This window comes from Arsenicicoccus cauae (genome assembly GCF_009707125.1).
Classification (GTDB): Bacteria; Actinomycetota; Actinomycetes; order Actinomycetales; family Dermatophilaceae; genus Arsenicicoccus; species Arsenicicoccus cauae.
This window is the reverse complement of sequence record NZ_WLVL01000007.1, coordinates 40,041-62,658: the sequence shown is the minus strand read 5'-3', so window position 1 is coordinate 62,658 and position 22,618 is coordinate 40,041. Positions and strand designations below refer to the sequence as shown.

17 protein-coding genes and 1 pseudogene are annotated in these 22,618 nt (G+C 73.5%); 7 read left to right on the top strand and 11 right to left on the bottom strand.

The genetic code is table 11. From position 1 onward, the window contains the following. Nucleotide 1: 1 nt before the first annotated feature. From GGG17_RS02380 to GGG17_RS02350, 7 genes are all read right to left on the bottom strand, one after another. Nucleotides 2-454 (bottom strand): SRPBCC family protein, encoded by a 453-nt coding sequence (locus GGG17_RS02380; protein ID WP_154592194.1) that lies wholly within the window; start codon nt 452-454, stop codon nt 2-4. Nucleotides 455-597: 143 nt separating this feature from the next. Next, a complete protein-coding gene (locus GGG17_RS02375) occupies nt 598-1,254 on the bottom strand; it encodes a TenA family protein (RefSeq protein WP_154592193.1) in 657 nt (218 codons plus the stop codon). Between the two features lie 144 nt (nt 1,255-1,398). Further along, a complete protein-coding gene (locus GGG17_RS02370) occupies nt 1,399-2,406 on the bottom strand; it encodes an NADP-dependent oxidoreductase (RefSeq protein ID WP_154592192.1) in 1,008 nt (335 codons plus the stop codon). Further along, entirely contained in the window at nt 2,406-2,828 is a 423-nt protein-coding gene (locus GGG17_RS02365) for an organic hydroperoxide resistance protein (RefSeq protein WP_154592191.1), read from the bottom strand. The genes GGG17_RS02370 and GGG17_RS02365 overlap by 1 nt, the downstream gene beginning before the upstream one ends. Beyond that, nucleotides 2,825-3,280 (bottom strand): MarR family winged helix-turn-helix transcriptional regulator, encoded by a 456-nt coding sequence (locus GGG17_RS02360; RefSeq protein WP_154592256.1) that lies wholly within the window; start codon nt 3,278-3,280, stop codon nt 2,825-2,827. Before GGG17_RS02360 ends, GGG17_RS02365 begins: the two co-directional genes overlap by 4 nt. Nucleotides 3,281-3,528: 248 nt before the next feature. Further along, nucleotides 3,529-5,814, bottom strand: a complete 2,286-nt coding sequence (locus GGG17_RS02355) for a glucose PTS transporter subunit IIA (RefSeq protein ID WP_154592190.1) — start codon at nt 5,812-5,814, stop codon at nt 3,529-3,531. A 134-nt stretch (nt 5,815-5,948) separates the two neighbouring features. Further along, nucleotides 5,949-7,232 carry an oligosaccharide flippase family protein gene (locus GGG17_RS02350; RefSeq protein ID WP_154592189.1) on the bottom strand — a complete coding sequence of 428 codons (1,284 nt, stop codon included), beginning with the start codon at nt 7,230-7,232 and terminating at the stop codon, nt 5,949-5,951. A 77-nt stretch (nt 7,233-7,309) separates the two neighbouring features. Here GGG17_RS02350 and GGG17_RS02345 point away from each other — a divergent pair, with 77 nt between their 5' ends. The 5 genes and pseudogenes from GGG17_RS02345 to GGG17_RS17410 all read left to right on the top strand — a co-directional run. Beyond that, nucleotides 7,310-8,944 carry an MmpA family trehalose lipid delivery protein gene (locus tag GGG17_RS02345; RefSeq protein WP_154592188.1) on the top strand — a complete coding sequence of 545 codons (1,635 nt, stop codon included), beginning with the start codon at nt 7,310-7,312 and terminating at the stop codon, nt 8,942-8,944. Between the two features lie 167 nt (nt 8,945-9,111). Further along, nucleotides 9,112-9,297 (top strand): hypothetical protein, encoded by a 186-nt coding sequence (locus GGG17_RS02340; protein ID WP_154592187.1) that lies wholly within the window; start codon nt 9,112-9,114, stop codon nt 9,295-9,297. Between the two features lie 51 nt (nt 9,298-9,348). After that, nucleotides 9,349-10,533, top strand: coding sequence for a glycosyltransferase family 4 protein (locus GGG17_RS16790; protein ID WP_311966369.1), 1,185 nt, complete (start codon nt 9,349-9,351; stop codon nt 10,531-10,533). Continuing rightward, nucleotides 10,530-11,333, top strand: coding sequence for a class I SAM-dependent methyltransferase (locus tag GGG17_RS02330; RefSeq protein WP_154592186.1), 804 nt, complete (start codon nt 10,530-10,532; stop codon nt 11,331-11,333). The genes GGG17_RS16790 and GGG17_RS02330 overlap by 4 nt, the downstream gene beginning before the upstream one ends. Beyond that, nucleotides 11,330-14,602: pseudogene (locus GGG17_RS17410) on the top strand (alpha-(1->3)-arabinofuranosyltransferase domain-containing protein); the annotation flags it as partial. The gene GGG17_RS02330 and the pseudogene GGG17_RS17410, both read left to right, overlap by 4 nt. 919 nt (nt 14,603-15,521) lie before the next feature. On the opposite strand, the gene GGG17_RS16165 reads toward GGG17_RS17410, so the two are convergent. Then, nucleotides 15,522-16,832, bottom strand: coding sequence for an acyltransferase family protein (locus GGG17_RS16165; RefSeq protein WP_311966368.1), 1,311 nt, complete (start codon nt 16,830-16,832; stop codon nt 15,522-15,524). A gap of 232 nt (nt 16,833-17,064) precedes the next feature. Here GGG17_RS16165 and pgfA point away from each other — a divergent pair, with 232 nt between their 5' ends. Next, the gene (gene pgfA, locus GGG17_RS02315) at nt 17,065-18,093 is read left to right on the top strand and encodes a cell envelope lipid trafficking protein PgfA (RefSeq protein ID WP_195849087.1); all 1,029 of its coding nucleotides are present in this window, start codon (nt 17,065-17,067) and stop codon (nt 18,091-18,093) included. A 104-nt stretch (nt 18,094-18,197) separates the two neighbouring features. After that, on the top strand, nt 18,198-19,076 hold the full coding sequence (locus GGG17_RS16160) for a glycerophosphodiester phosphodiesterase (protein ID WP_154592182.1): 879 nt from the start codon (nt 18,198-18,200) through the stop codon (nt 19,074-19,076). 46 nt (nt 19,077-19,122) lie between these two features. Here GGG17_RS16160 and GGG17_RS02305 read toward each other — a convergent pair whose 3' ends face one another. From GGG17_RS02305 to GGG17_RS02295, 3 genes are all read right to left on the bottom strand, one after another. After that, nucleotides 19,123-19,698 (bottom strand): cysteine hydrolase family protein, encoded by a 576-nt coding sequence (locus GGG17_RS02305; RefSeq protein ID WP_154592181.1) that lies wholly within the window; start codon nt 19,696-19,698, stop codon nt 19,123-19,125. Next, nucleotides 19,688-21,187: a purine-cytosine permease family protein gene (locus GGG17_RS02300; RefSeq protein WP_154592180.1), complete on the bottom strand. Its 1,500-nt coding sequence runs from the start codon at nt 21,185-21,187 to the stop codon at nt 19,688-19,690. Before GGG17_RS02300 ends, GGG17_RS02305 begins: the two co-directional genes overlap by 11 nt. A 179-nt stretch (nt 21,188-21,366) precedes the next feature. Further along, nucleotides 21,367-22,584 (bottom strand): hypothetical protein, encoded by a 1,218-nt coding sequence (locus GGG17_RS02295; RefSeq protein ID WP_154592179.1) that lies wholly within the window; start codon nt 22,582-22,584, stop codon nt 21,367-21,369. Nucleotides 22,585-22,618: the final 34 nt, after the last annotated feature.

Sequence of the window (22,618 nt, the reverse complement as noted above, 5' to 3'; positions counted from 1 at the left end):
GTCAGTGGCGACCAGGACCGGTCCGTCGCTCGGCCAGGAGGGTCAGGCGCAGCAGCGCCTCGTGGTTGCGGCGAGCGATGCCGGCCTGCCGGACCGGGCGCGGCACGAACCGTCCAGGCCCCTGCGACGCGTCCTCCCGCATGCTGATCAGCGTGCCGCCGTCCTGCGGCTCGAGGGTGATCTCGACCGTGGCCACCCCCATCACCGGACGAGCCTTGGCGAGCAGCACGATCCGACGCCCGACCTCGCACTCGCGCACCTCGGTCTCGTCGTCCAGCAGCGCGGGCCAGGAGCCGACCGAGTGGTGCAGGCGTGCGCCGACAGCGGGCCAGTCGGCCGACACCGCGCGCATCCGCGAGGCGCCCACCACCCAGCAGGGATAGGTCCACCCGTCGGCGAGCACCGCCCAGACCTGGTCGGGGGTGGCGGTGGTGCGGCGCTGCTCGGTGTGCATGGATCCTCCTGACCGGGCGGGCCCGGAGAGCGAGTGGACTGGTCCCGTCCAGCATGACCGAGACGCCGACCTGATCGCGTCTTGCCAGCCCCTCGTCCAGATCCCGGGCGGGTCCCGGGCGGATCAGTGTCGGAGCAGCGGGCTCACTGGCCGTATGCCGCGTCGAAGAACGCCCGCTCGCACGCCACCGACCGCGTGAACGCCCGCTCGGCGGCGTCCTTGTCGTGAGGGTCGGCGGGTTCGTTGGCGTCGAGTTCGGCCTGCAGCCACTCCACCCACGCGCGGAAGTCCGGACCGCGGTGCAGGTCGACCCACCCGACGTGCTCGGGGCGGGTCGCGGCCATGCCCTCGCGGTCGGCGCGCTCGGCCCAGTCGAGGTAGAGCCACTCGGCGACGAGCAGCACGGCGAGGACCTGGGCGTAGGACCGGGATTCGATCGCGTCACGCATCACCTGGTCGAAGGACCGCGTGGCCGCCGTCAGCGCCGGGTCGACCCGATCGGCCTCCAGGACCCCGAGCGCGTCGAACGAGTCGACGAAGTAGGTGTCCTCGTCGCTCGCGAACATGCCTAGCTGCCGGGCGAACCGCAGCCGCGAGGGCAGCCCGGGCGCCGACGCGCAGGCCTGCCCCAGCAGCGCGGTGAAGGCGTCGCAGAACTGGTAGTCCTGCACCAGGTAGTGGGCGAGCACGTCGTCGTCGACCGTCCCCGCGAGCAGCTCGTCGACGAACCGGTGGCCGGTCGAGGCCGTCCAGTCGCGGTCGGTGGCGTGACGCAGTCGCTGGCTCCAGGTGTGGGTCATGCATTGACCGTATGTCGTGCCCGCCCGCCAGGACACCCGCCACGCCTCCGCCTCCGCCTCCGCCCCAACGATCGTGGGGTTTCGTCCAAGGATGTTGGACGAGACCCCACGATCCTGCAGGGGCGAGAGGGCGAGGCAGTGGGGTCAGAGCGTGACGACCATCTTGCCGGTGTTGGCCCCACGCATCAGGTCGATGAACGCTTGCGGGGCCGCGTCCAGCCCCTCGCGCCGCGTCTCGTCGACGCTGATCTCGCCCGCCGCGATCCACTCCGTCATACGGCCTCGGAACTCCTCGGCCAGGTGGGAGTAGGACCCGGCGATGAACCCGCGCAGGGTGAGCTGCTTGCCGATGGCCAGAGCGAGGTTGCGCGGGGCCGGAGTGGGCTCCGTCGAGTTGTACTGCGCGATGGCGCCGCACATGGCGACCCGTCCCTGCACGTTGAGGCGTCCGATGGCGGCCTCGAGGTGCTCCCCACCGACGTTGTCGAAGTACACGTCGATGCCGTCGGGGGCCGCCTCGCGCAGCCGGTCGGCGACCGGGCCGTCGTGGTAGTCGAACGCGGCGTCGAAGCCCAGGTCGAGCAGCCGCCGGACCTTGTCGGGCGAGCCGGCGCTGCCGACGACCCGGGACGCCCCCATCAGCCGCGCGATCTGCCCGACGAGCGAGCCCACGGCACCGGCCGCGCCGGACACGAACACCGCGTCGCCCTCACGGAGCTCGGCGACGGCGGTCAGTCCGGCATACGCCGTCAGACCGGGCATGCCGAGGACCCCGAGGTATGCCGTCTCGGACACGCGCGAGGTGTCGATCGCCGTCACCCGGTCGGCGGGCAGGATCGCGTGCTCGCGCCAGCCGAGGCCGTGCAGGACGCGCGCCCCGACGGGCACGCTGTCGCTGCGGGAGGCGACGACCTCGCCGACCGCGGCGCCGTCGAGCGGCTGGTCGAGCTGGAACGGCGGGACGTAGGACTTCACGTCGTTCATGCGGCCGCGCATGTAGGGGTCGACGGACATGGCGGTGTTGCGCACGAGCACCTGTCCGTCGGCGAGCTCGGGCAGGTCGACGGTCTCGAGGCGGAAGTCGTCGCCGGTCGGCCACCCCTGCGGGCGGGAGGCGAGGACGACCTGACGGGTCGTGGTCGGGGTCGTCATCAGTCCTCCACCACGGTGACGGTGACGTCGATGTTGCCGCGGGTCGCGTTGGAGTAGGGGCAGACCTGGTGGGCCTGGTCCGCGAGCTGCTGCGCCTGCTCGTGGGGCAGGGCCGGTATGACGACCTCCAGGGTCACCTCGAGCCCGAAGCCCCCCTCGTCGCGCTGACCGATGCCGACCTGCGCGCCGACGCTGGACTCCCCGAGGTCGGCCTTGGCCTCGCGGGCGACCAGTTGCAGGGCGGAGTGGAAGCACGCGGCGTAGCCGGCGGCGAACAGCAGCTCGGGGTTGGCGCCCTGGCCGGAGCCGCCCATCTCGGTGGGTACGGCGAGGTCGAGGTCGAGGCGGCCGTCCTTGGTGAGGACGTGGCCGTTGCGGCCGGCGCCGGTGGCGAGGGCCTCGGCGGTGTAGATCGCGTTCATGGGGTGTTCCCTTCGGTCGGGTCGTGCGGGGTGGGTGGGCGGCAGAACCGCTGCGCGAGGCTGCGCAGCATCTCGGCCTCCAGCGGGGTCAGGTGGAGAGAGTCGTGGAGCTGGCGGCGCAGCCCGGCCCCCTCGGCCTCGAGGGCGCGACCCTGCTCGGTGAGGTGGATCGTGACGCGTCGCTCGTCGCGAATGTCACGGCGCCGCTCGACGTGGCCGGCGGCCTCCAGGCGGCGCAGCACGGGCGAGAGGGTGCCGCTGTCGAGCCGCAGCCGCTCGCCGAGCGCGGAGACGCCGGCGCCGTCGCTCTCCCAGAGCGCGAGCAGCGTGACGTACTGCGTGTAGGTCAGCCCGAGACGGGTCAGGCCCTCGCGGTAGGCGCCGGTCGCCGCGCGCGACGCGCTGTAGAGGGCGAAGCAGAGCTGCTGCTCCAGCACCAGGTCCTCCTCCATGACGCTCACCCTGCCACGATGATCGGTTGCGCGCAACTCAGTTGTGCACAATCCATCGGGATGCCCGACCGAGCCGGTGGCCGTCCAAGCAGACGCCGGTATGCCGGAGGCCCGGCGCCATGCCCTTTGCGGGGATGGCGCCGGGCCTCTCGGCATACGGCCGGACGAACCCCGGCTGATGCCCCTAGCGGGGGCGGGATCATCAGCCTGGGGGACGAAGGCCGGTCGATGCCCCTACCCCCGGTAGGTCAGGCGGGGGTGACGCGGATGATCGGCGTGCCCTTGGCGACCTCGCCGGACACGTCGAGCGGCTCGACCGGGCCGGTCGCGAACGAGTTGGTCACGAGGACGGGCGTGATCAGCGAGTAGCCCGCCTCCTCGATCACGGACCGGTCGAAGGTCACGAGGGGCTCGCCCTCGGCGACCTTGTCGCCGGCCTTGACGTGCACGTCGAAGCCCTTGCCGTCCAGGTTGACCGTGTCGATGCCCACGTGGATCAGCAGCTCGACGCCACCGTCCACGGCGAGGCCGAAGGCGTGGCCCGTCGACTGCGCGACCACGACGGTCCCGGAGGCCGGCGCGCAGATCGTGTCCTCGCGGGGATCGATCCCGACGCCCGGACCGACCAGGCCGGCGCTGAACACCTTGTCCGGCACCTCGGCGAGCGGCACGACGACACCGGCGCACGGGGCACCGACCTCGACGGCCCCAGCACCCGGCCGGTCGGCAGCAGAGCCGGCAGCAGCACCGGCCGCGGCGACACCGGTCGCAGCCGCACCGGCCCCGGCCGTCCCGGCACCCGCGGTGTCGCTGACGACGCTCGCACCGCCCGCCGCAGCCTCGGGTCGGGAGTGCCCGGCGGGAGCCTCGGGAGCCCTGCCGGTCGTCGGGGCATCGCCCGCGAGCGCACCAGCAGCACCAGCACCACCAGCAGCGGCACCGGCCACGGCACCGGCGTGCGCCATGCGGTCGTCCGTGGACAGGGTGACGTTCTCGTTGTCGACCGGGTCCTGCTCGGGGATCGCCGTGTCCGTGGCGGCGGCGTTGGCGGCGAGCGCCTCAGCCTTCTGCTCGGGGGTGCGGTAGTCCGTGAAGACGATGAGCAGCATGGAGACGAGGAAGGACGCCGCGACCGCCGCTGCGTAGAGCGGGATGTTGTCGAAGGCCGGGATCGTCAGCAGCGAGGTGAAGACGAAGGCGCTGGTCTTGAGGCCGCCGCCGAAGCCGATGATCAGACCGCCGACGAGGCAGCCGACGAGCATCCGCGGATAGATGCGCTTGAACCGCAGGTGGATGCCGTAGAGCGAGGGCTCGGAGATGCCACCGAGCAGACCGGCCGCGAGGGCACCGGTCGCCGTCTGCCGCATGGCCACGTCCTTGTCCCGGATCGCGTGGAAGAGGACGCCGGCGGTGGCGCCGAAGCACGCGAAGTTCCAGGCACCCATGGGGCCCTGGATGAAGTCGTAGCCCAGGGTCTGGATGTTGAGCAGCATGATCGCGTTGATCGGCCAGTGCAGGCCCAGCGGCACCATGAAGGGGTAGGCCAGGGGGATGACGATGGCGAAGATGAACGGGCTGAAGTCGTTGACGGACTTGAGGAGGCTGCCGAGGCCGGCGCCGACGTAGACGCCGATGGGGCCGATGAGGAAGGCCGTGAGCGGGATCATCACGAACATCGCGAGGAACGGCACGAAGATCAGGTGCAGGTTGGCCGGGATGATGCGCTTGAGCACGCGATACAGCGGCCCGAGCACGGCGGCCATGAGCAGCGGCGGGAAGACCGTGGAGCCGTAGTTGAAGATCGTCAGCGGCAGGCCGAAGACGTCGAAGATCTTGACCTCCGACCCGGCGACCGTGGCGGTGCGGGCGGCGTCACCGAGCGCGGTGAAGCCGGGCAGCATGAGCACGCCCATGATGGCGAAGCCCACCCAGGGGTCGGCGCCGAGCTTCTTGGAGGCGTTGTAGGCGACCATCAGCGGCAGGAAGGTGAACACGCCCTGCCACAGCAGGTTGATGAACGCCCAGCCGCCCTCGAGCTTGACGCGCGGGTCGGCCCAGTTGCCGATGACGCCGAGCGTCGACATCAGAGCCATGAAGGTGATGAACAGCGAGGCGCCGAGCAGCGCGCCGAGGATCGGGCGGAAGGAGTCGGAGAGGAACTCGAAGAAGTTGTCGAGCCAGGCCCGCCCGCCGCGAGGGCCGCCGGCGCGCAGCTCGGCCTTGAGCTCCTCGTCGGACTTCGCGCCCGACCCGCTTGAGCCCGCGCCGGCCGAGCCGGAGCCGGACGCCATCTCGGGCAGCGCCATGATGTCGTTGTAGACGTTCTGGACCGCGCCGCCGATGACGACCTGGTAGCGGTCGCCGGACTGCGGGACGGCGCCCATGACGCCGGGGATCTTTTCCACCCGCGCGGTATCGACGCCGGAGGCGTCCTTGAGCTGGAAGCGCAGCCGGGTCGCGCAGTGCGTGAGGCTGGTGATGTTGGAGGGGCCGCCGACGCTCGAGACGATGTCGCTGGCAGGGCTTGATGCCATGAGGTACTTCTTTCGTGGGGAGCCGCACGGGCGCGTCAAGTATTCCCTCCCGGGAGCGGGTCCGCTGACCGAGACCTCATGGTGCGCACACTCATCCCGTATGCCGGGCGCCCGCCGTCTCACTTCGGCTGCCGTCATGCGCGGCGGGCGACCACCGCCCCGGCCACCACGAGGAGCCCGAGCACGCAGGCGAGCACGGTCGTGACGACGGCGGCGACGCCCCCGTGCCACAGCGCGACCGCCGCGATCGTGACGGCCACCGCCACCCACACCAGGACCCCCACCCCGTGCCGGTGGGCGGCGAGGTCGGCGTACACGAGCACCTGGACGAGGGCGAGGGCGACGCCGAGGGCGGTGAACACCCAGGCCTGGTGGCCGAGCTCGCCGACGTAGGCCGGCCCGCCGACGACGGAGGTGAGCAGGTCGCCCGCGACCGCCGCGACCAGCACCCCCAACACGCCGACCCCGGCCGTGAGGCCGACGGCGGCCCGGACCGCGGCGGCGCGCTCGGCGGGGCGGGCCATGCGCGGGTAGTACATGGTGGCGATGAACTGCGGCCCCCAGAAGGCGACCTTCTCGAAGAGCGCGCCCATCGTGTAGACCCCCGAGCCGTCCCGGGAGAGTTGGTGACGAGCCAGGATGAGGTCCAGGCTCGACAGGACCAGCAGGCCCGCCGTGGGCATCGACCCGACGAGCCCGGCCCGGGCCCGCGCGAGCCCGTCGGTCCACCACCCGGCGTCGCCGCGGGGCGGACGACCGCGGGCCGCGAGCGCCCCGGCGACGACGGCGACCACCACCCAGCCCACGGCATACCACCCGATCACCCCGAGCACCCCCTGCCCGAGGACCGAGGCGGCGACGGCAGCGGCGATCTTGGCCACGCCCACGAGCAGCGCCGAGAGCCCGAGGGCGGCGAACCGCTCGGTCCCCTGCAGCACCCCCAGGGCCGCGAAGGCCACCGTCATGGGCACCGCGGACAGCGCGAGCACGACGAGCGGCGCGGTCGCCAGGTGCAGCAGCGGGGCGAGGACGGGCGCGGCGGCGGCGAGCACCAGCGCGGGGACGCCACCGACCAGCAGGGCGCCGACCAGCAGCCCGGCCGGTACGCGCACCACCGACTTCAGCTCCGGCTCCGGCTCCGGCTCCGGCTCCGACGAGGCGACCGCGCGCGCCGTCACGAGCTGCAGCCCGAGGCCCGGCACGGTGAGGATCGTCGAGAGGTTGATCAGCGAGCCGACCGCGCCGAGGTCGTCGGGGGTCATGGACCGTCCGAGCACCACGAAGAACGCGTAGCCCAGCAGCGCTCCGACGAAGGTGCCGGCGAACAGCAGTCCCCCCGACGACAGCGCCGACGAGACCTGTGCGAGCGCTCGGGCCACGACCGGTCGCGCGGCGGCGTCCGGGTCGGTGCGGCTCATGCTCGCTCCTTGGAGGCGGAGATCCTGGGGCTAGGCGAATGCCCGGGGCAGGGTCGTCAGCGTGCCATAGTGCCAGCATGCGACGCCGCGACGTGTGGCCGGGATCTCCCGGACGGGCCGCGCTCACCGGGTGCGCCGTCGCCGTCCTGCTCGCCCTGACGTGGACCTGGCCTGCCCTGGGCCGTGGTCAGCTGCTCTACCGCGACTTCGTGCAGGTCCCCGATCCTGTGCTCGGCCCGTCCGTGCTCGGGACCGACGGCCGGGCGCCGCGCGCCGTCCCGCTCGACGCGGTCACGGCCCTGCTCGCGCCGGTGGTCCCGTCGGGGGTCCAGCAGCAGGTCATGCTCGTGGCCTCCCTCGCGCTCGCGGGCTGCGGTCTGGCCGTGCTCCTGCGTCGACGGGGGGCTGCGGCCTGCGTGGTGGCTGCCGCCGTCGCGGTCTGGAGCCCGTATGCCGCGCAGCGGCTGCTCGTCGGGCAGCCGCCCACGCTGCTGGGGTGGGCCATGGTGCCGTGGCTGGTGGTCGCGGTGCGCCGGGACGGGTCGCCGCGGCGACGGGTCCTCGCGGTGCTGGTCGCCGCGTTGCCGGCCGCGCTGACGCCGTTCGGGGGGCTGCTGGCGCTGGGGGTAGTGGTGGTGACCGCCCTGGCGGCGAGGCACCGACCCGGGCGACGGCGCCGCGAGCCGGTGGTGCTGGGGGCGCTGGGTGTGGCCTGGTGCCTGCCCTGGGTGGTCGCGGGGCTGCGCGGGGCGACCGCGGCCGGCGAGACGTCGGGGGCCCGGGCGTTCGCGGTGCGGGCGGACGGGGTGCAGGGGGTGCTCGACGTGCTGGGGGGCGGGGGGATCTGGGCGCCCGCCGCCGCGCTCGCCTCGCGAGCGCACGCCCCGGCCCTGGTGGCCTCCACCCTCCTCGTGCTCGCCGCGGCCACCGTGCTCGTCCTGGCCCCCTCGGCCCCCTCGGACAGCATGCGGGTCTCGCCCAAGGATGATGGACCTCACCCTCACGATCTGCGGGTGCTGGGGGCCGCGCTCGTGCTCCCCACCGTCGTCGCCCTCGCCCTCGCGTCCGGCCCGGGCCTCGCGCTGTGGGCCCCGGCCCAGCACGTCCCCGGCCTGGGGATCCTCCGCGACACCCACCGGCTCCTCGGGCTGACCGTGCTCGCCACGGCCGTGCTCCTCGGTCTGGGGGTGCAGGCCCTGCGCCGCCGCCTCGGCCCCGTCGTGGCGGTCGGCGCCACCGCGACGGTGCTGGCCGTCGCCGTCCTCGGCGCCCCGGACGCCCCGGCCCGCATCCACCAGGCCTATCGGCCCACGAGCTTTCCCCCGGGCTGGTCGGCGGCGGTCGCGGTCGTCGGCGACCGGACCACGCTGGTCCTGCCGTGGCAGCCGTTCCGCCGTCAGGCCTGGGTCGGGGGCCAGCCCTTCCTGGACCCCCTGCCGCTCGCGCTGCGTGGTCGTGTGGTCGCGTCCCGCAACCTCACGGTCCCCCGTGACGGCGGCACGGTGGTGGTGGGGTCCGACGACACCACCGCGCTGCGGGCCTGGGCGCGAGGGGACCTCGCCGCGCTCCTGGATGCCGGGGTCGAGGCCGTCGTGACCTGGGCGGACACCCCCGGCGAGGCCCTGGCGCCCCCACCCGGGGCGCGCCGCGTCGAGACGTCCGGACCGCTGCGCGTCTGGCTCGTGGACGAGCCCCCGACGGTCCGTCACTGAGACCGCCATCAGGGCGATATGTGGATAAAGTGACGCAGACCACAGGACAGGCTCCCTGGCGGCACGTACCCTTACCGACCAGTAGAACTGATCAGTAGTCCCGGATCGCAACGGCGCCATCCCAGCGCGGGCCCCGCCTCCCGCCTCCTGAAGATCGAGGTCTGACCATGCCTTCCCTCAGTGGCCGCACCGCCGCCGTCCTCATCGCCGCCCTGTCCTGCCTGCTCGGCCTCGGAGCCTCCGCCCTCGCGGTCAACGCCGTGAGCTCCGCCGCCCCCGACGACGCCAAGGCCGCGACCTCCGGCCCCGCCGCCGAGGTCGCCCCGGCCGAGATCATCGGTTACGGCGGCTGACGGCTCCTCGCCGTCCGCAGCCCACCCCGTCCGACGCCTGCGCCCACCGCCGTGCGTATCGCCTTCCTCAGCTGGCGCGACCTCACCCACCCCGAGGGTGGCGGGGCCGAGCGCTACGCCCAGAACGTCTGCAGCGGGCTCGCCGCCCGCGGCCACGACATCACCCTGCTGTGCGCCGCCCACGGCGACGCCCCCGAGCAGGAGCACCTCGACGGCTATCGCATCCTCCGCCAGGGGGGACGCGCCTCCGTCTATCCCGCGACCGTCCGTCGCCTGCGCGAGCTCGAGCGCACCGAGGGCCACTTCGACGTCGTCGTCGACATCCAGAACGGCCTTCCTTTCGGCTCCCGCCTCGGGACGCTGTCACCGGTGGTCGTCCTCGTCCATCACGTGCACAAGGAGCAGTGGCCGGTCGTCTTCAACCGCGCCGTCGCCTCCGTCGGGTGGTTCCTGGAGTCACGCGTCTCGCCCTGGCTCTACCGCGGGTGCCAGTACGTCACCGTCTCGGGTCGCACCCGTGAGGAGCTCGTCGAGCTCGGCGTCGACGCGGGCGACATCTCCGTGATCCACAACGGCACCGACATCCCGTGGACGACCCGGCAGTCGCGCACGGATCACCCCAGCCTCGTGGTCCTGGGTCGGCTCGTCCCGCACAAGCGCGTGGAGCTGGCCATCGACACCGCGCAGCGGCTGCGTCACAGGTTCCCCGGCCTGCGGCTGCGGGTCGTCGGCGACGGCTGGTGGCGTGACCGGATCGAGGAGCACGCCCGTGCGGTCGGGGCCGACGACATCGTCGACGTCCTCGGCTTCGTCGACGAGGTCACCAAGCACCACGAGCTGTCCTCGGCCTGGGTGTCGCTCGCCCCGAGCCTCAAGGAGGGGTGGGGGCTCAACGTCATCGAGGCCGCCATCCACGGGGCCCCCACGGTGGCCTTCCACGACGCGGGCGGCCTGTCCGAGTCGGTGGTGGACGGGCACACCGGCACGCTGGCGCACGACCTCGACGAGTTCGTCGAGGCCACGGCCGAGATCCTCGGCGACCGACACCTGCGCCACCAGATGGATCTCGCCGCCAGGGCGCATGCCCGCCGCTTCTCGTGGGGGGCGACCGTCGACAGCTGGGAGCGCACCCTCGCCCGGGCCGCCGCGCACCGGCCGGCCGTCGCCGAGATCGACCAGGTCGTCACCGCGCCCGAGCCGGTCGGGCACCGCTCCGGCTGGCGCGCGAGCGCATGACCGCGGACCAGCAGCAGCGCGCACCCGTGCCGGACCACCCCGGCGCGGGGCGTGCGCTGCCGCCCCTGGCCCGGGTCGGCTCGCTCGCCCGATCGGTGCAGCTGTTCCGCGCGTTCACCGTGGAGCAGACCGACCCGGCCTACTTCTACGGCCTGCTCGCCCTGGACTCGGTCCGCGAGGCGAGCCGCTGGTGCGAGCTCGACGGTGCCACCATGGTCGACGTGGGTGGCGGGCCTGGCTACTTCGCGGACGCCTTCATGGCGGCCGGGGCCCGCTATGCCGGGATCGACCCCGACGCGGGGGAGCTCGAGCGCCGCGGGACGGTCGCCTCCAACACCCTGCGCGCCTCGGGCCTGTCGCTGCCGATCGCCGACGACGCCGTGGACCTCACCTACTCCAGCAACGTCCTCGAGCACGTGCCCGACCCCGAGGCGATGGCGGAGGAGATGGTCCGCATCACCCGGCGCGGCGGCACGGTCGTCCTCTCCTGGACGCCGTGGCTGTCGCCCTGGGGCGGCCACGAGACGGCCCCCTGGCACTACCTCGGCGGGCGGCGCGCGGCGGACCGCTACGCCGACCGGCACGGACACCGCCCCAAGAACGACTTCGGGCGCTCGCTCTATGCCTGCTCCATCGCCCGCATGCTCACCTGGCTCGCCGACGCGGAGCGGGCCGGCCGGGTGCAGCGGGTCGAGATCCTGCCTCGTTACCACCCGGCCTGGGCCCGGTGGTTGATCCACGTGCCGGGCGTCCGCGAGATCGTCTCGTGGAACGCCGTGCTGGTCCTGCGCGTTCGATGACCTCGGCTCCCCCCGCTCCCCGGACCGATCGGCCCCACCGGGCCGGTCGGTCCGATCGTGCGGGACGGGCCGATCGTGCGGGACGGGCCGAGCAGCACGTATGGCGGGTGCGGCTGTTCACGGCGTGCCTGCTGCTCACGGCCGCGAGCTTCCTGCAGGGCGGGGGCCGTGTCGTCCCGGACACCAAGCTCGACCTGACCCTCTCTCCGGCGGCCTTCCTCGGCCGGGCGCTGCACGTGTGGGACGCGGGCCACCTCGGGCAGCTGCAGAACCAGGCCTACGGCTACCTGTTCCCCATGGGCCCCTTCCACCTCGTGCTGCGGCTGCTGCAGGTGCCCGAGTGGGTCACACAGCGGTTGTGGTGGTCGCTGGTGCTGTGCACCGCCTTCCTCGGCTTCTGGCGGCTCGCGCGGGCGGTCGGGGTGGGCGGGCCGTGGACGCGCTACCTCGGCGCGCTGCTGTTCGCGCTGTCGCCGCGGTTCCTCGCCGAGATCGCGGTGACCTCGATCGAGGTATGGCCCATGGCGGTGGCGCCGTGGGTGCTGCTCCCGCTCGTCGACCCGGCCCCCCAGCGCACCCGCCGCCGGATCCTGCGCTCGGCCCTCGCCTTCGGCTGCATCGGCGGGGTCAATGCCATCGCGACCGGCGCGGCGCTCGTCCTGCCCACGCTGTGGTGGCTGACCCGCGAGCGCCCGGCCCGGGCCGTGCGGGGGCTGATCGCCTGGCTGGGGGCCTGCGTGCTCGCCGGTCTGTGGTGGATCGGCCCGCTCGTGGTCCTCGGGCGCTACAGCCCGCCCTTCCTCGACTGGATCGAGAACGCCGCCGCCACGACCAGCACCGCGAGCCCCTACACGGCGCTGCAGGGGACGACGCACTGGCTGTCCTACCTGCGCGTGGCGGACGGCCCGACCTGGCCGGCGGGCTGGGTGACGGTGACCGTGCCGGTCCTCGTCGTGACGACGACCGTGCCGGCGATCATCGGGCTCGTCGGTCTCACCCTGCGCGGGATGCCGGACCGGTCCTTCTGGCGTCTGGGGGCCGTCGTCGGCCTGGTGCTGCTGGTCGCCGGCTTCGGCGGTCCCGCCCACGGGCCCTTCGCCGGCGACGTGCGGGCCCTGCTGGACGGCTCCCTGGCGCCCTTCCGCAACATCCACAAGTTCGAGCTGGTCCTGCGGATCCCGTTGATGCTGGGTCTGGTCCACGCCGTCCATGCCGTCGGCGCCGTCCATGCCATGGGCGCGCCGACCCCCCGCGAGCGCAGCGCCGACGACCCCCGACCGACCAGGTGGGTCCCGCGCGAGCTGGTCGCCGCCGTCACCGGCGTGCTCGTCGTCGCCGCGGCCGCCCCCGCCGTGGCCGCGATGCTGCCGCGCGCCGGCGCCTACGAGCAGGTGGCGGACTACTGGCGGGAGGTCGCCGGGTGGCTCGACGACCAGCCGGGCCCCGGCACGGTGCTGGTCGTGCCGGCCGCCCCCGCCGCCGAGCTCACCTGGGGCTCGCCCCGCGACGAGCCGCTCCAGGCGCTCATGCGGCGCCCCTTCGCCGTGCGGGACGCCGTGCCCCTGGGGTCGGCCGGCTCCACCCGCTACCTCGACGAGGTCGAGCGCCACCTGCGCACCGGGGTCGGCGGCACCGGCCTGCGCGGCTCGCTGCGCGACGCGGGCATCCGCTACCTCGTCGTCCGCAACGACCTGCGGGTGTCCGCCCGCCGGGCCCCCGGGCTCGCGGTGCACCAGGCGCTCACGGACGCCGGCATCGCTCGCGTACGCTCCTTCGGCCCGCCCGCCGGCAGCGCCTTCGAGACCGCCGACACCACGGTCGACGAGCGCACCCTGCTGCCCTACCCGAGCCTCGAGGTCTATGACGTGGGGGACGTCGCCGACGCCCGGCTCGTCCCGGTGTCCGCCCTGCGGCAGCTCACCGGTGGGCCGGAGGACCTGCCCTCGCTGGGCCGGGTCCTGCCGGCCGGTGTCGCGGTGCTGGGGTCCGACCGGGCGGCCCTGCCCGCCTCGCCCGCGCTGCCCGAGATCCTCACCGACGGCAACCAGCGCCGCGAGACCATCTTTGGCCGGGCCTCCGACAACCGGTCGCCCGTGCTGCGCGCCGACGACCCGGGCACGACGGGCCGCCGCGTGCAGGACTACGTGGTGGACCCCACCGCTCGTCAGGTCACGCTCCGGTGGGAGGGCATCGCGGGTGCCTACGCCTCCAGCTCCGGGTCCGACGCCGGCTCCTTCGTCCGCACGTCCAGCGGTGACGGCCCCGCCGCGGCCCTCGACGGCGACCCCACCACGCGCTGGACCTCCGGCCGCTACCAGCAGGCCGTGGGCGAGTGGTTCGAGGTGCGTCTCGACGGCCCGCGCGACCTGACGGGGACCACGCTCACGCTCGCCTCGCCGTGGCCGGGCAGCGCACCCCCCGTCGCCGTCGACGTCACCACCGACGCCGGGACCGTGCCGATGTCGATCAGCGCGGACCAGGCGGCCGGGGCCACGGTCGCCGTCCCCCTCCCCGCGGGTCCCACGACGCGTCTGCGGCTGACCCTGCGCGGCGTCGGCGTCGGCACCGAGCGAGCCTTCGCCATCAGCGAGCTGACCCTGCCCGGGATCGTGCCGGTGCCGCGGCTCGTGCTGCCGCCGACTCCCTCGGGGACGCCCGACGTCGTCAGCCTCCGGCGCCAGGAGCCCGGCCGCACCGGCTGCCTGCGGCAGGGCGCTCGTCCGCTGTGCGCCGAGGGGCTCGTCGCCACGGGCGAGGAGGCCGCCGGCCTGTTCCGCTCCTTCACCACCACCACGAGCACGAGCTATGCCTGGTCCGGCCACGTGCGGGCACGCCCGACCGCGGCGGGCCGGGCGCTGCTCGACATACCGGGCAGGATCCGCGCCGGGGCCTCCACGTCGCGGGTCCCGGGACTCGCCGGGCGACCCGGAGCCGCCGTCGACGACGACCTCGGCACCGGGTGGGTCGCCTCGGAGCTGGACCGTCAGCCCACGCTGCGGCTCACCCTGCCGGCGCCGCGGGCGCTCACCGGCGTCCGCCTGCTGTCCGACGCCCACCTCGCGGCCTCGCGACCGCGCCGCGTGCAGGTCCGCACGGGCGACGGCCGCACCCGCAACGCCACCGTCGCGCCCGACGGCACCGTCGCCTTCACGGCCCGGACCGACCGGGTGGACATCACGGTCACCGGGGTCGACGAGGTGCGCTCGATCGACGCCGCCACCAAGCTCGCCCAGGCGCTCCCCGTCGGCGTCTCCGAGGTGGTGCTCCTCGGCGCCGAGGATCTCCGCGCACCGCTGGACCGGGACGCGCCCGTGGGCGGGACCTGCGGCGACGGACCGACCGTGCGCCTCGACGGGGTCACCCGGCCGTCCCGCCTGGTCGCAACGGTCGGCGACGTGCTCGACGACCGGCTGCTGCGCTGGGTCCCCTGCGGCGGCCCCACCGACCTGGGCGGTGACCGCTCCGCGCAGCCGATCCCGGTCGCCCCGGGCGAGCATCGGGTCACGGTCCTCGCGACCTCGGCCTACGTCCCGGAGAGCCTGCTGCTCACCACCCCCGAGCTCGTGCCCTCGTCCTCCCGGCCGGTCGGCACCGACGTCGTGGCCGGCGCCGACGGATATGCCGTGCCCGAGCGCGCCGCCCCCGCCGTGCTCGCGCTCCCGCACAACGCCAACGTCGGCTGGGTCGCCACGGACGACGACGGCCACGAGCTCACCCCGGTCCGGCTCGACGGCCGTCGTCAGGGCTGGGTCCTGCCGGCGGGCCCCGCCACCGTCGTGCACCCGCGCTTCGCTCCCCAGCGCCCGTATGCCGCGCTGCTCGTCGCCGGCGCCCTCGGGCTGCTTCTGGTCGCCGCGGGCGCCTGGCGCGAGGGTCGCCGTCAGCGAGCCGCGCAGCTCGCGGGGACGGTCCTCGGGTCGCCACCCCTGCGCAGCGGGGCCTGGAGCCCGTATGCCGTCACCGGCGTCGTCGCGGTGCTGCTGCCGCTGGCGACGGGACCGACCGGACTCGGCGCCGTGGGCGTGGGTCTCGTCGTGGGGCTGCTGGCGCGCCGGGCCCGCCGCCCCGACCTCGTGCGCGCGGCGGTCGTCGCGGGCGCCGCCACCGTCGCGACGGCGCTGGTCGCGGCCCGGCCCTGGGGCGGCGGAGGCGCCGCGCTGCTGTCGTGGTGGCCCCAGGCTGCCGTGCTCACCGCTGTGGCTGCGGCGACCGTGCTGCTGCCGGGGCCGCCTCGTGCGCGGCCGGGGCCGCCTCGTGCGCGGCCGGGGGCGACCCGTCCCTCTGGTCCCTCCGGGCGTCTCTGGTGGCGGTCACCCGCGCCGTGGGGACGGCCGGCGGACGGGACCGGCGCGGGTCCCGGCGACGCGCACGACGCATGATCGGCTCCTCGAGGTAGCGGTGGCTCACCCACGCCACGAGCACCGAGCCCACGACCGTCAGGGGCCACAGCACGAGGAAGTCCCCGGTGAAGGGCTTGTGGCCGATGGCCCGCTCCACCAGGGCGAGCACCACGAGGTGATAGACGAAGACGCCGTAGGACAGGTCACCGAGCAGGCGCGCCGGGCGGCTGCCGAGCGCGGCGACGACGCGCGACGAGCTCGGCTCGGCAGCGATGCAGGGCAGCACGACCAGCACCGCCAGGACCGTGTAGCCGAGGTTCTTGGTGCCGGCCTCGAGCAGCGTGGCGCGGTCCAGGCCGTAGGGCCCGGCCAGCCGGGTGGTCAGCAGCAGGTAGAGCGCGCCCGCGGCGGCCCAGAGCGTCCCCGGAGAGGCCACGAGGTCGTCCACGGCGGTGCGGGGGAGCTCTCCTGCCAGGCGGCCCTCGTGCCACACCGCGAGGGCCATGCCCCCGCCGAACCACCCGAGGTACTCCGGGAGCCAGTAGTTCGTCATACCGCTGACGTTGTCGTGGGTGAGCACGATCCAGGCCAGCGAGACGGCGGGCAGGCAGGCGAGGACGACGAGCGCCAGCTCCGACCAGGTCAGCCAGGTCGTGCGCGGGAGGCGGGCCATCCCCCACGCGGCGAGGGGCAGCACGAGGTAGAACGCGACCTCCGTCGACAGGCTCCACATCTGGGTGAGGCCGGGCACCGACGGGGAGGGGACGTAGATCTGGGACATCGTCGCCACGCGCAGGTAGTGGACGACGCCGATCCGGTCGTGCTGCAGCAGCAGGTAGGCCGCCAGCACCGCGACCCAGGCGGCCGGCAGGATGCGGAACGCCCGGTGCCGCAGGTAGGTGCGCAGGTCGGCCGCCCCCGCGGTCTGCTCCGCCGTGGCGCTCCCGAGCCTGGCACGGACGTGCGGGCGCCAGAGCAGGAAGCCCGAGACCACGAAGAACAGCGGGACGCCGGCGTCCAGGCGGGCGAGGAGCCCGGCATACGGTCCGTGGATGGCCAGGCCGCTGGAGAAGCCGACGTGGGTGGTGACCACCATGAGGGCACCGACGATGCGCAACCCGTCGAGGGCTGCGAAGCGGGTGGTGCGGGGCTCGGCCACCCCAGGAGGGTAACCAGCGGGTAACTCGGCGCGCCTGCTGGCGTGACCGGGGCGACCCGGATGGCGGATCGATCGCGCCGTCCGTGGTGAGAGGGGGCAGACAACGTCCAGATGCGCTGCTATGGTCCCAGGAACCGCGGCACTACTCATCAGTAGGCCCTCGCCGCCGACTGACCGACACACCTCGTCTCGTCAACGTCACTGTCGCCGTTCCCTGAGCAGGAGTCCTTTCATGCGTCGCATCCTTGGCGGCCTCGCCGTCTTCCTGGGCATCCTCGCCCTCGTCCTCGGCATGCGGGCCGACTCGATCTACGACCGGCTGGCGACCGTGCCGCTCGACCAGAAGGCCACGGCCATCTCCGAGGGCACCGGCGTCAGCGCCCTGCGCGTGTCCACGCAGGGCGGCACGGTCCGCTTCGACAAGCTGACCGACCAGCACGTCAAGAACACCCGCACCATCATCGGCCTGCCCGGCAAGGTGCCCGAGGACCAGCGCGACGACAACGCCTTCTGGCAGATCGGGCTGCGGACCGAGATCGTCGACGGGCAGCCGCTCGCGCTGTCCACCGACGGCGTCTCGATCAACCGGCGCACCGGCCTGGCCACCAACTGCTGCGGCGACTTCGTCGGCGTCGGCACCACGCAGGACCAGAACGCCACCGAGCAGATCACGCACGAGGGGCTGTTCTTCAAGTTCCCCTTCGACGCGCAGAAGAAGTCCTACCCCTTCTGGGACAGCGAGCTCAAGGCCGCCCGCGACGCGACCTACGTGCGCGAGGAGAAGGTCAAGGGCCTGGACACCTACGTCTACGAGCAGACCATCCCCACCACCCGCCTCCCCGGGTCCCGCACCGTGCCGCGCACGATGTTCGGCGCCGGCACGGGCGACGTCCAGGTCCAGTCGGACTACGCCAACACGCGCACCTTCTGGGTCGAGCCCAACACCGGCGCCATCATCCGCGCCCAGGAGAACATCAACCGCGAGGCGGTCTCCGAGGCCGGCACGGTGACCCTGATCAAGGGCGTCATCGGCTACAACGACGAGACCCAGCAGAGGTTCGCCGACGAGTATGGCGACAAGGCGGGCAAGCTGGCCTTCGTCCGTGACCTCCTCAGCCCGCTGGGCTTCGTCGCCGGCGCGCTGCTGACTTTGCTGGGGCTGTTCCTGCTGTTCACCCGCCGCCGGGGCGAGCACCGCGAGTCCCGGCACGACGACCTCGTGGCGCAGGACCGCGCGGCGTCCGGCGCGACCCGCGCCTGAGGCGCACCCCCGACCGACAGGCCCCGACGGACTCGCCGTCGGGGCCTGTCGGCGTCTCCGGCGCTCCTCAACGTCGACGCTGCCGCGCCATCCGCTCCCAGATCGTGACGCCGGAGGGCGTCTGCGGGTCGTTGGTGGCGTGGACGAACCACGTCGGGGGGCACGTGTGGCGGACGATCGGGATCGAGGACGCGGCATACGACCGGATGCGGCACGAGCTGGCGCTGTTGTGGGCGACGTCCCCGCTGCCCGCGATCCCGGTGCACGCGCTCGCGGCGCTGCCCGGCCCCGTCCCCGCGCGCTGGTCCTGGTGGGCGCGGCAGCAGCAGCGCCAGGCGGTGGCGCTGGGTGCCGACAACCCGCAGGCGCGGGTCACGCGCGAGGTCGTGCGGCCGGCGCGCCACATAATGATGCTGCAGCGCCCCCGCCGCGTGGCCGCCGCCATCGCCCGCACCGGCGACCGGAGCAACAGCGCGCCGCTGCCGTTCTTCGTCGAGCGCGTCTATCAGGAGGTGCGTCGCGCGGACCTGCAGGAGCAGGTCATGATCCAGTCCTTCGACTGGTCGACGCTGCGGCTCATGCACCAGCTCGACCGGCGGATCCCGCTCGTGGCGCTCGACAACTTCGAGAACCAGCAGGTCGGCAAGCCCGGCGCCTCTCCGTGGCTCGGCGGGATCGACATCGACGACTTCGGCGGCAACGTCGTGCGCGCCGCCGCCTCCATCGAGGGCGTCAAGGTCTTCTCCTCCGGCTGGGACATCGGCAACAAGCCGTCCGGCTCCTACGTCGACGCGGCCATGATCCGCCAGGCCCGCGCCGCCGGCCTCAAGGTCGTGCCGTGGACCGTCGACGACCCGGCCGTCATGCACCACCTGATCGACCTGGGGGTCGACGGTCTGATCACCAACTACCCGGACCGTGGGCGCCTGGTGATGGCCGAGCGCGGTATGCCGCTGCCCCGGGCCTACTCCCGCAAGCTCTGACAGCGGCCGCTGCGGCATACGGCGCAAGCTCCGCGGCCCCGCGGCATCAGGCCAGGAGCTCGGCGGTGGTCGTGAGGGTGATCTGCGGCTCGTAGAGGCTCAGCACCTGCAGCGCGGCCGCGTGGTTGTCCGGCGTCGAGCCGGCGCAGGCGTCGGACACCACGGTCACCGCGGCGCCTGCGTCGGCCGCGGCGAGCGCCGTCGCGATGACGCAGCAGTCCGTCGAGACGCCGGTCAGGACGAGGCGCGGTGTGGCGCCGACGATCTCGCGCAGGGCGGCACCCCACTTGCCGAACGTCGGCTCGGTGACCACGTGCGCCGCAGCCGCGAGTGACGCGAGCTCGGGCACGACGGCATACAGGGGGTCGCTGTCCTCGACCCGCGCAAAGGGCCACTGCACGTAGTAGGCCCGCCATGACCCCTGCGGCTCGGCCGGCGCGACGAACCGCGTAACCACCACCCGCCCCGCGAATGCCGTTGCGAGGGCGCGCACCCGGGGCACAATTGCCGCGAACATCGGTGAACCCCAGGGGCTCTCGGGCGACGCGAAGATCACCTGCGGGTCGATCACCACCAGCCAGGGCCGTATGCCATCGCCGGCGTCACCGGCGTCACCGCGCATCGCCCGCCTCCTGACGGCGAACCCGCCCGCGCCGCAGCACGATCCCGCCGACCAGGCCGATGAGCAGCGCGAGCAGCACCCCGATGTTGGAGTACGGCCAGGCGCCGTCCCAGCCCTCCGCGGTGCGCGTGCCCAGGCCGAGCGGCTGCAGCAGGTAGCCCTGCCAGTTGTTCCACGCGGCGTCGGCGGCGAACGTGTTGACCACGAGCCCCCAGCCGACGACGGACGCAACCGCCATCAGGGCCAACGAGATCCAGTCGACGCTGCCGTAGCGACCGTGAGCGTCGAAGAGTGCGTCCTCGTCGTAGTCGCGCCGCCGCAGGGCGATGTCGGCGATCATGACGCCGGCCCACGCGGCGAGCGGCACGCCCAGCGTGATCAGGAAGCTCTGGAACGGCCCGAGGAAGCTCTGCGCGAAGAAGACCACCCAGATCGTCCCGGCGGTGAGGATGATGCCGTCGACGAGAGCCGCTGCGGGGCGGAGGATTCGGACGCCGAGGGACAGCAGCGTGAGGCCGGAGGAGTAGATGCCGAGCACCGCCCCCGAGACGAGCGCGAGCACCGCGGACACGAGGAAGATCACGAGGAACCACGTCGGGAGGATGGTGGCGAGGGTCCCGATGGGGTCGGCGGTGATGCCCTGGGCGAGCGTGGGGTCGGAGCCGGCGAGCAGCAGGCCGTAGAGCACGAGGAGCGTCGGTGCGAGGGCGCCGCCCACCGTGTTCCACGCGACGATGGCGCCGCTCGAGGCGTCGCGACGTTGGTAGCGCGACCAGTCGGCGGCGATGTTGATCCACCCGAGGCCGAACCCGGTCATCACCATGACCAGCGCCCCGACGACGGACTGCCATGAGCCCGAAGGGAGTCCGCGCACCGCGTCCCACCGGACGTGGCCGAGCGTCAGGGCGATGTAGACGATCGTCGCGGCGCCCGTGAGCCAGGTCAGCACCGACTGCAGCCGCATGATGATGTGGTAGCCCGCGACCGAGGCCAGCACGATGATCGCGGCCACGACGACGGTGGCGACGACCTTCGTCGGTGTCCCGCCGCCCCACCCCAGGCGGCCGAAGATCGTCGACGTCGCCAGCACCGCCATGATCGCGAGGAAGGTCTCCCACCCGATCGACACCAGCCAGGACATGACGCCGGGCACCTTCTGCCCCTGCACCCCGAACGCGGCGCGGCTCAGGATCATCGTCGGCGCCGACCCGCGCTTGCCGGCGATCGCGATGATCCCGCACAGCGCGAAGCTCAGCACCACACCGACCACGGCGACCACGGCCGCCTGCGCGAACGAGATGCCGAAGCCGAGCACGTAGGCGCCGTACGAGATCCCGAAGACGCTGACGTTGGCCGCGAACCACGGCCAGAACAGGTCGTGCGGCCGCGCGGTGCGTTCCTTCTCGTCGATGATCTCGATGCCGGTGGTCTCGACGCCTCGGCGGCGGACCTCGGTGGCGGTGGTGCCTCGTGGCGTCGTCGTTGTCATGTCCTCATGCTCCCACCGGGCCGAGCGAGGTCCCTGGAGCCTCCGGTCTCGGTCGTATGACGAACCGCCCCGCACGCGGGGTCGCGCGGATCCCGGCCGCTCAGGGAGAACCTCTTGGCGTCTCACCGGCGCGGCGCCTCGCCGGTCAGATCACGTCGATCGCGGAAACCCGAGCACCGTCAGGGGCGCTCAGGTTTCCGCGATCTCGCTGCCGCCGCGCCGGCTCGACAGGGCAGGGGTGTGACGCCCTCCCGGGTCAGGGCTCGGCGCGCCCGCCCGAGCTTGCGGTCCTCGACGAAGCAGCGCCAGCGCTCGACCCACTCACCCTGCTGGTGCAGCTCGTCCCGGAAGCGGCGGAACGCCCCGCGTCCGTGGAGCGCCCGCCGCAGCAGGTCGGCGGACCGCGGGTCCTCGTCCTCCACCCACGCGGCAAAGACCTCCATGTCGCGGTAGTCGCTGCGTCCGTCCGGCTCCACGGTCACCCAGTCCGGCCCGTCGACGTCCACCAGCTCGTCGTCGATGGTCATCACCGGGTCGGTCAGGGACGCCGGAACCACTTCGCCCGTATGACGATTCACGTGAGCTCCGCCTTCCCTCTCCCCGCCAGGCGCCTGCGCCACCTCCACGAGGTCGACCGCCACGGCACCCTCCGGCAGCGCGCCGCCATCACGCACCAGGGTGAGCAGCTCGGCCAGCTCGTCGTCGCCGTGCCACCGCCGCTCCTGGGCCTGGGGGATGAGCCGAGACATCAGGTCGCCCAGCACCTCCGCCCCCGCATCACGCTCGTCGAGCCACATCGCCAGCACCCGCAGGCCGACCTGCTGCAGCGCGAACGTGAGGTCGTCCGAGCCGATGGCGGCGACCAGGTCGGCGGGCGTGGTCGCGGTACGAACCGCCCCCAGGTCGAGCCGAACCGTCACCGGACCGTCGTCCTCCGGCGCGAGCCGCGCGATCCGGTCCAGCTGGTCGTCGCGGCCAAACGGGTCGGGGACGGGCCCCCAGCCGTCGATGACGGTGGGCTCGGTGATGTCACGACCCCACTCCTGCAAGGATTCTCGCGTCATGAGCACCTGACAGGCGTGGTGCCACCCGCGCTCCGGGTCGTAGTCGAAGACGAACTCCTGGTGGTCGCTGAGCGGGCCGATCGACGTCGCCGGCGGCAGGGCCCCGGGCTGTGGCGCCGCCGCGTCGAGGGAGTGCACCACCGTGCTCCGGTCGGGCAACGTGAAGGTCCACGGCTTGTCCAGGTCCCACCGCGCGAAGGCTCCGTTGATGGCGACCGCCAGCTGCGCGTAGGGGATTCGTCGAGGCACGACGAGCAGGCGGGCCGGGCTGGGGTCGAGGCGCCGGCCGAGGCCGGACACGAGCTGGACCCTGATGAGCTTGCAGCGCGCCATGACCACATGGTGCAGGGTCGGCGGGCCCGAGCCA

Coding starts and splice junctions, on each gene's coding strand:
- GGG17_RS02380 (WP_154592194.1), bottom strand. CDS start 454: ATGCACACCGAGCAGCGCCGCACCACCGCCACCCCCGACCAGGTCTGG.
- GGG17_RS02375 (WP_154592193.1), bottom strand. CDS start 1,254: ATGACCCACACCTGGAGCCAGCGACTGCGTCACGCCACCGACCGCGAC.
- GGG17_RS02370 (WP_154592192.1), bottom strand. CDS start 2,406: ATGACGACCCCGACCACGACCCGTCAGGTCGTCCTCGCCTCCCGCCCG.
- GGG17_RS02365 (WP_154592191.1), bottom strand. CDS start 2,828: ATGAACGCGATCTACACCGCCGAGGCCCTCGCCACCGGCGCCGGCCGC.
- GGG17_RS02360 (WP_154592256.1), bottom strand. CDS start 3,280: ATGGAGGAGGACCTGGTGCTGGAGCAGCAGCTCTGCTTCGCCCTCTAC.
- GGG17_RS02355 (WP_154592190.1), bottom strand. CDS start 5,814: ATGGCATCAAGCCCTGCCAGCGACATCGTCTCGAGCGTCGGCGGCCCC.
- GGG17_RS02350 (WP_154592189.1), bottom strand. CDS start 7,232: ATGAGCCGCACCGACCCGGACGCCGCCGCGCGACCGGTCGTGGCCCGA.
- GGG17_RS02345 (WP_154592188.1), top strand. CDS start 7,310: ATGCGACGCCGCGACGTGTGGCCGGGATCTCCCGGACGGGCCGCGCTC.
- GGG17_RS02340 (WP_154592187.1), top strand. CDS start 9,112: ATGCCTTCCCTCAGTGGCCGCACCGCCGCCGTCCTCATCGCCGCCCTG.
- GGG17_RS02330 (WP_154592186.1), top strand. CDS start 10,530: ATGACCGCGGACCAGCAGCAGCGCGCACCCGTGCCGGACCACCCCGGC.
- pgfA (WP_195849087.1), top strand. CDS start 17,065: ATGCGTCGCATCCTTGGCGGCCTCGCCGTCTTCCTGGGCATCCTCGCC.
- GGG17_RS02305 (WP_154592181.1), bottom strand. CDS start 19,698: ATGCGCGGTGACGCCGGTGACGCCGGCGATGGCATACGGCCCTGGCTG.
- GGG17_RS02300 (WP_154592180.1), bottom strand. CDS start 21,187: ATGACAACGACGACGCCACGAGGCACCACCGCCACCGAGGTCCGCCGC.
- GGG17_RS02295 (WP_154592179.1), bottom strand. CDS start 22,584: ATGGCGCGCTGCAAGCTCATCAGGGTCCAGCTCGTGTCCGGCCTCGGC.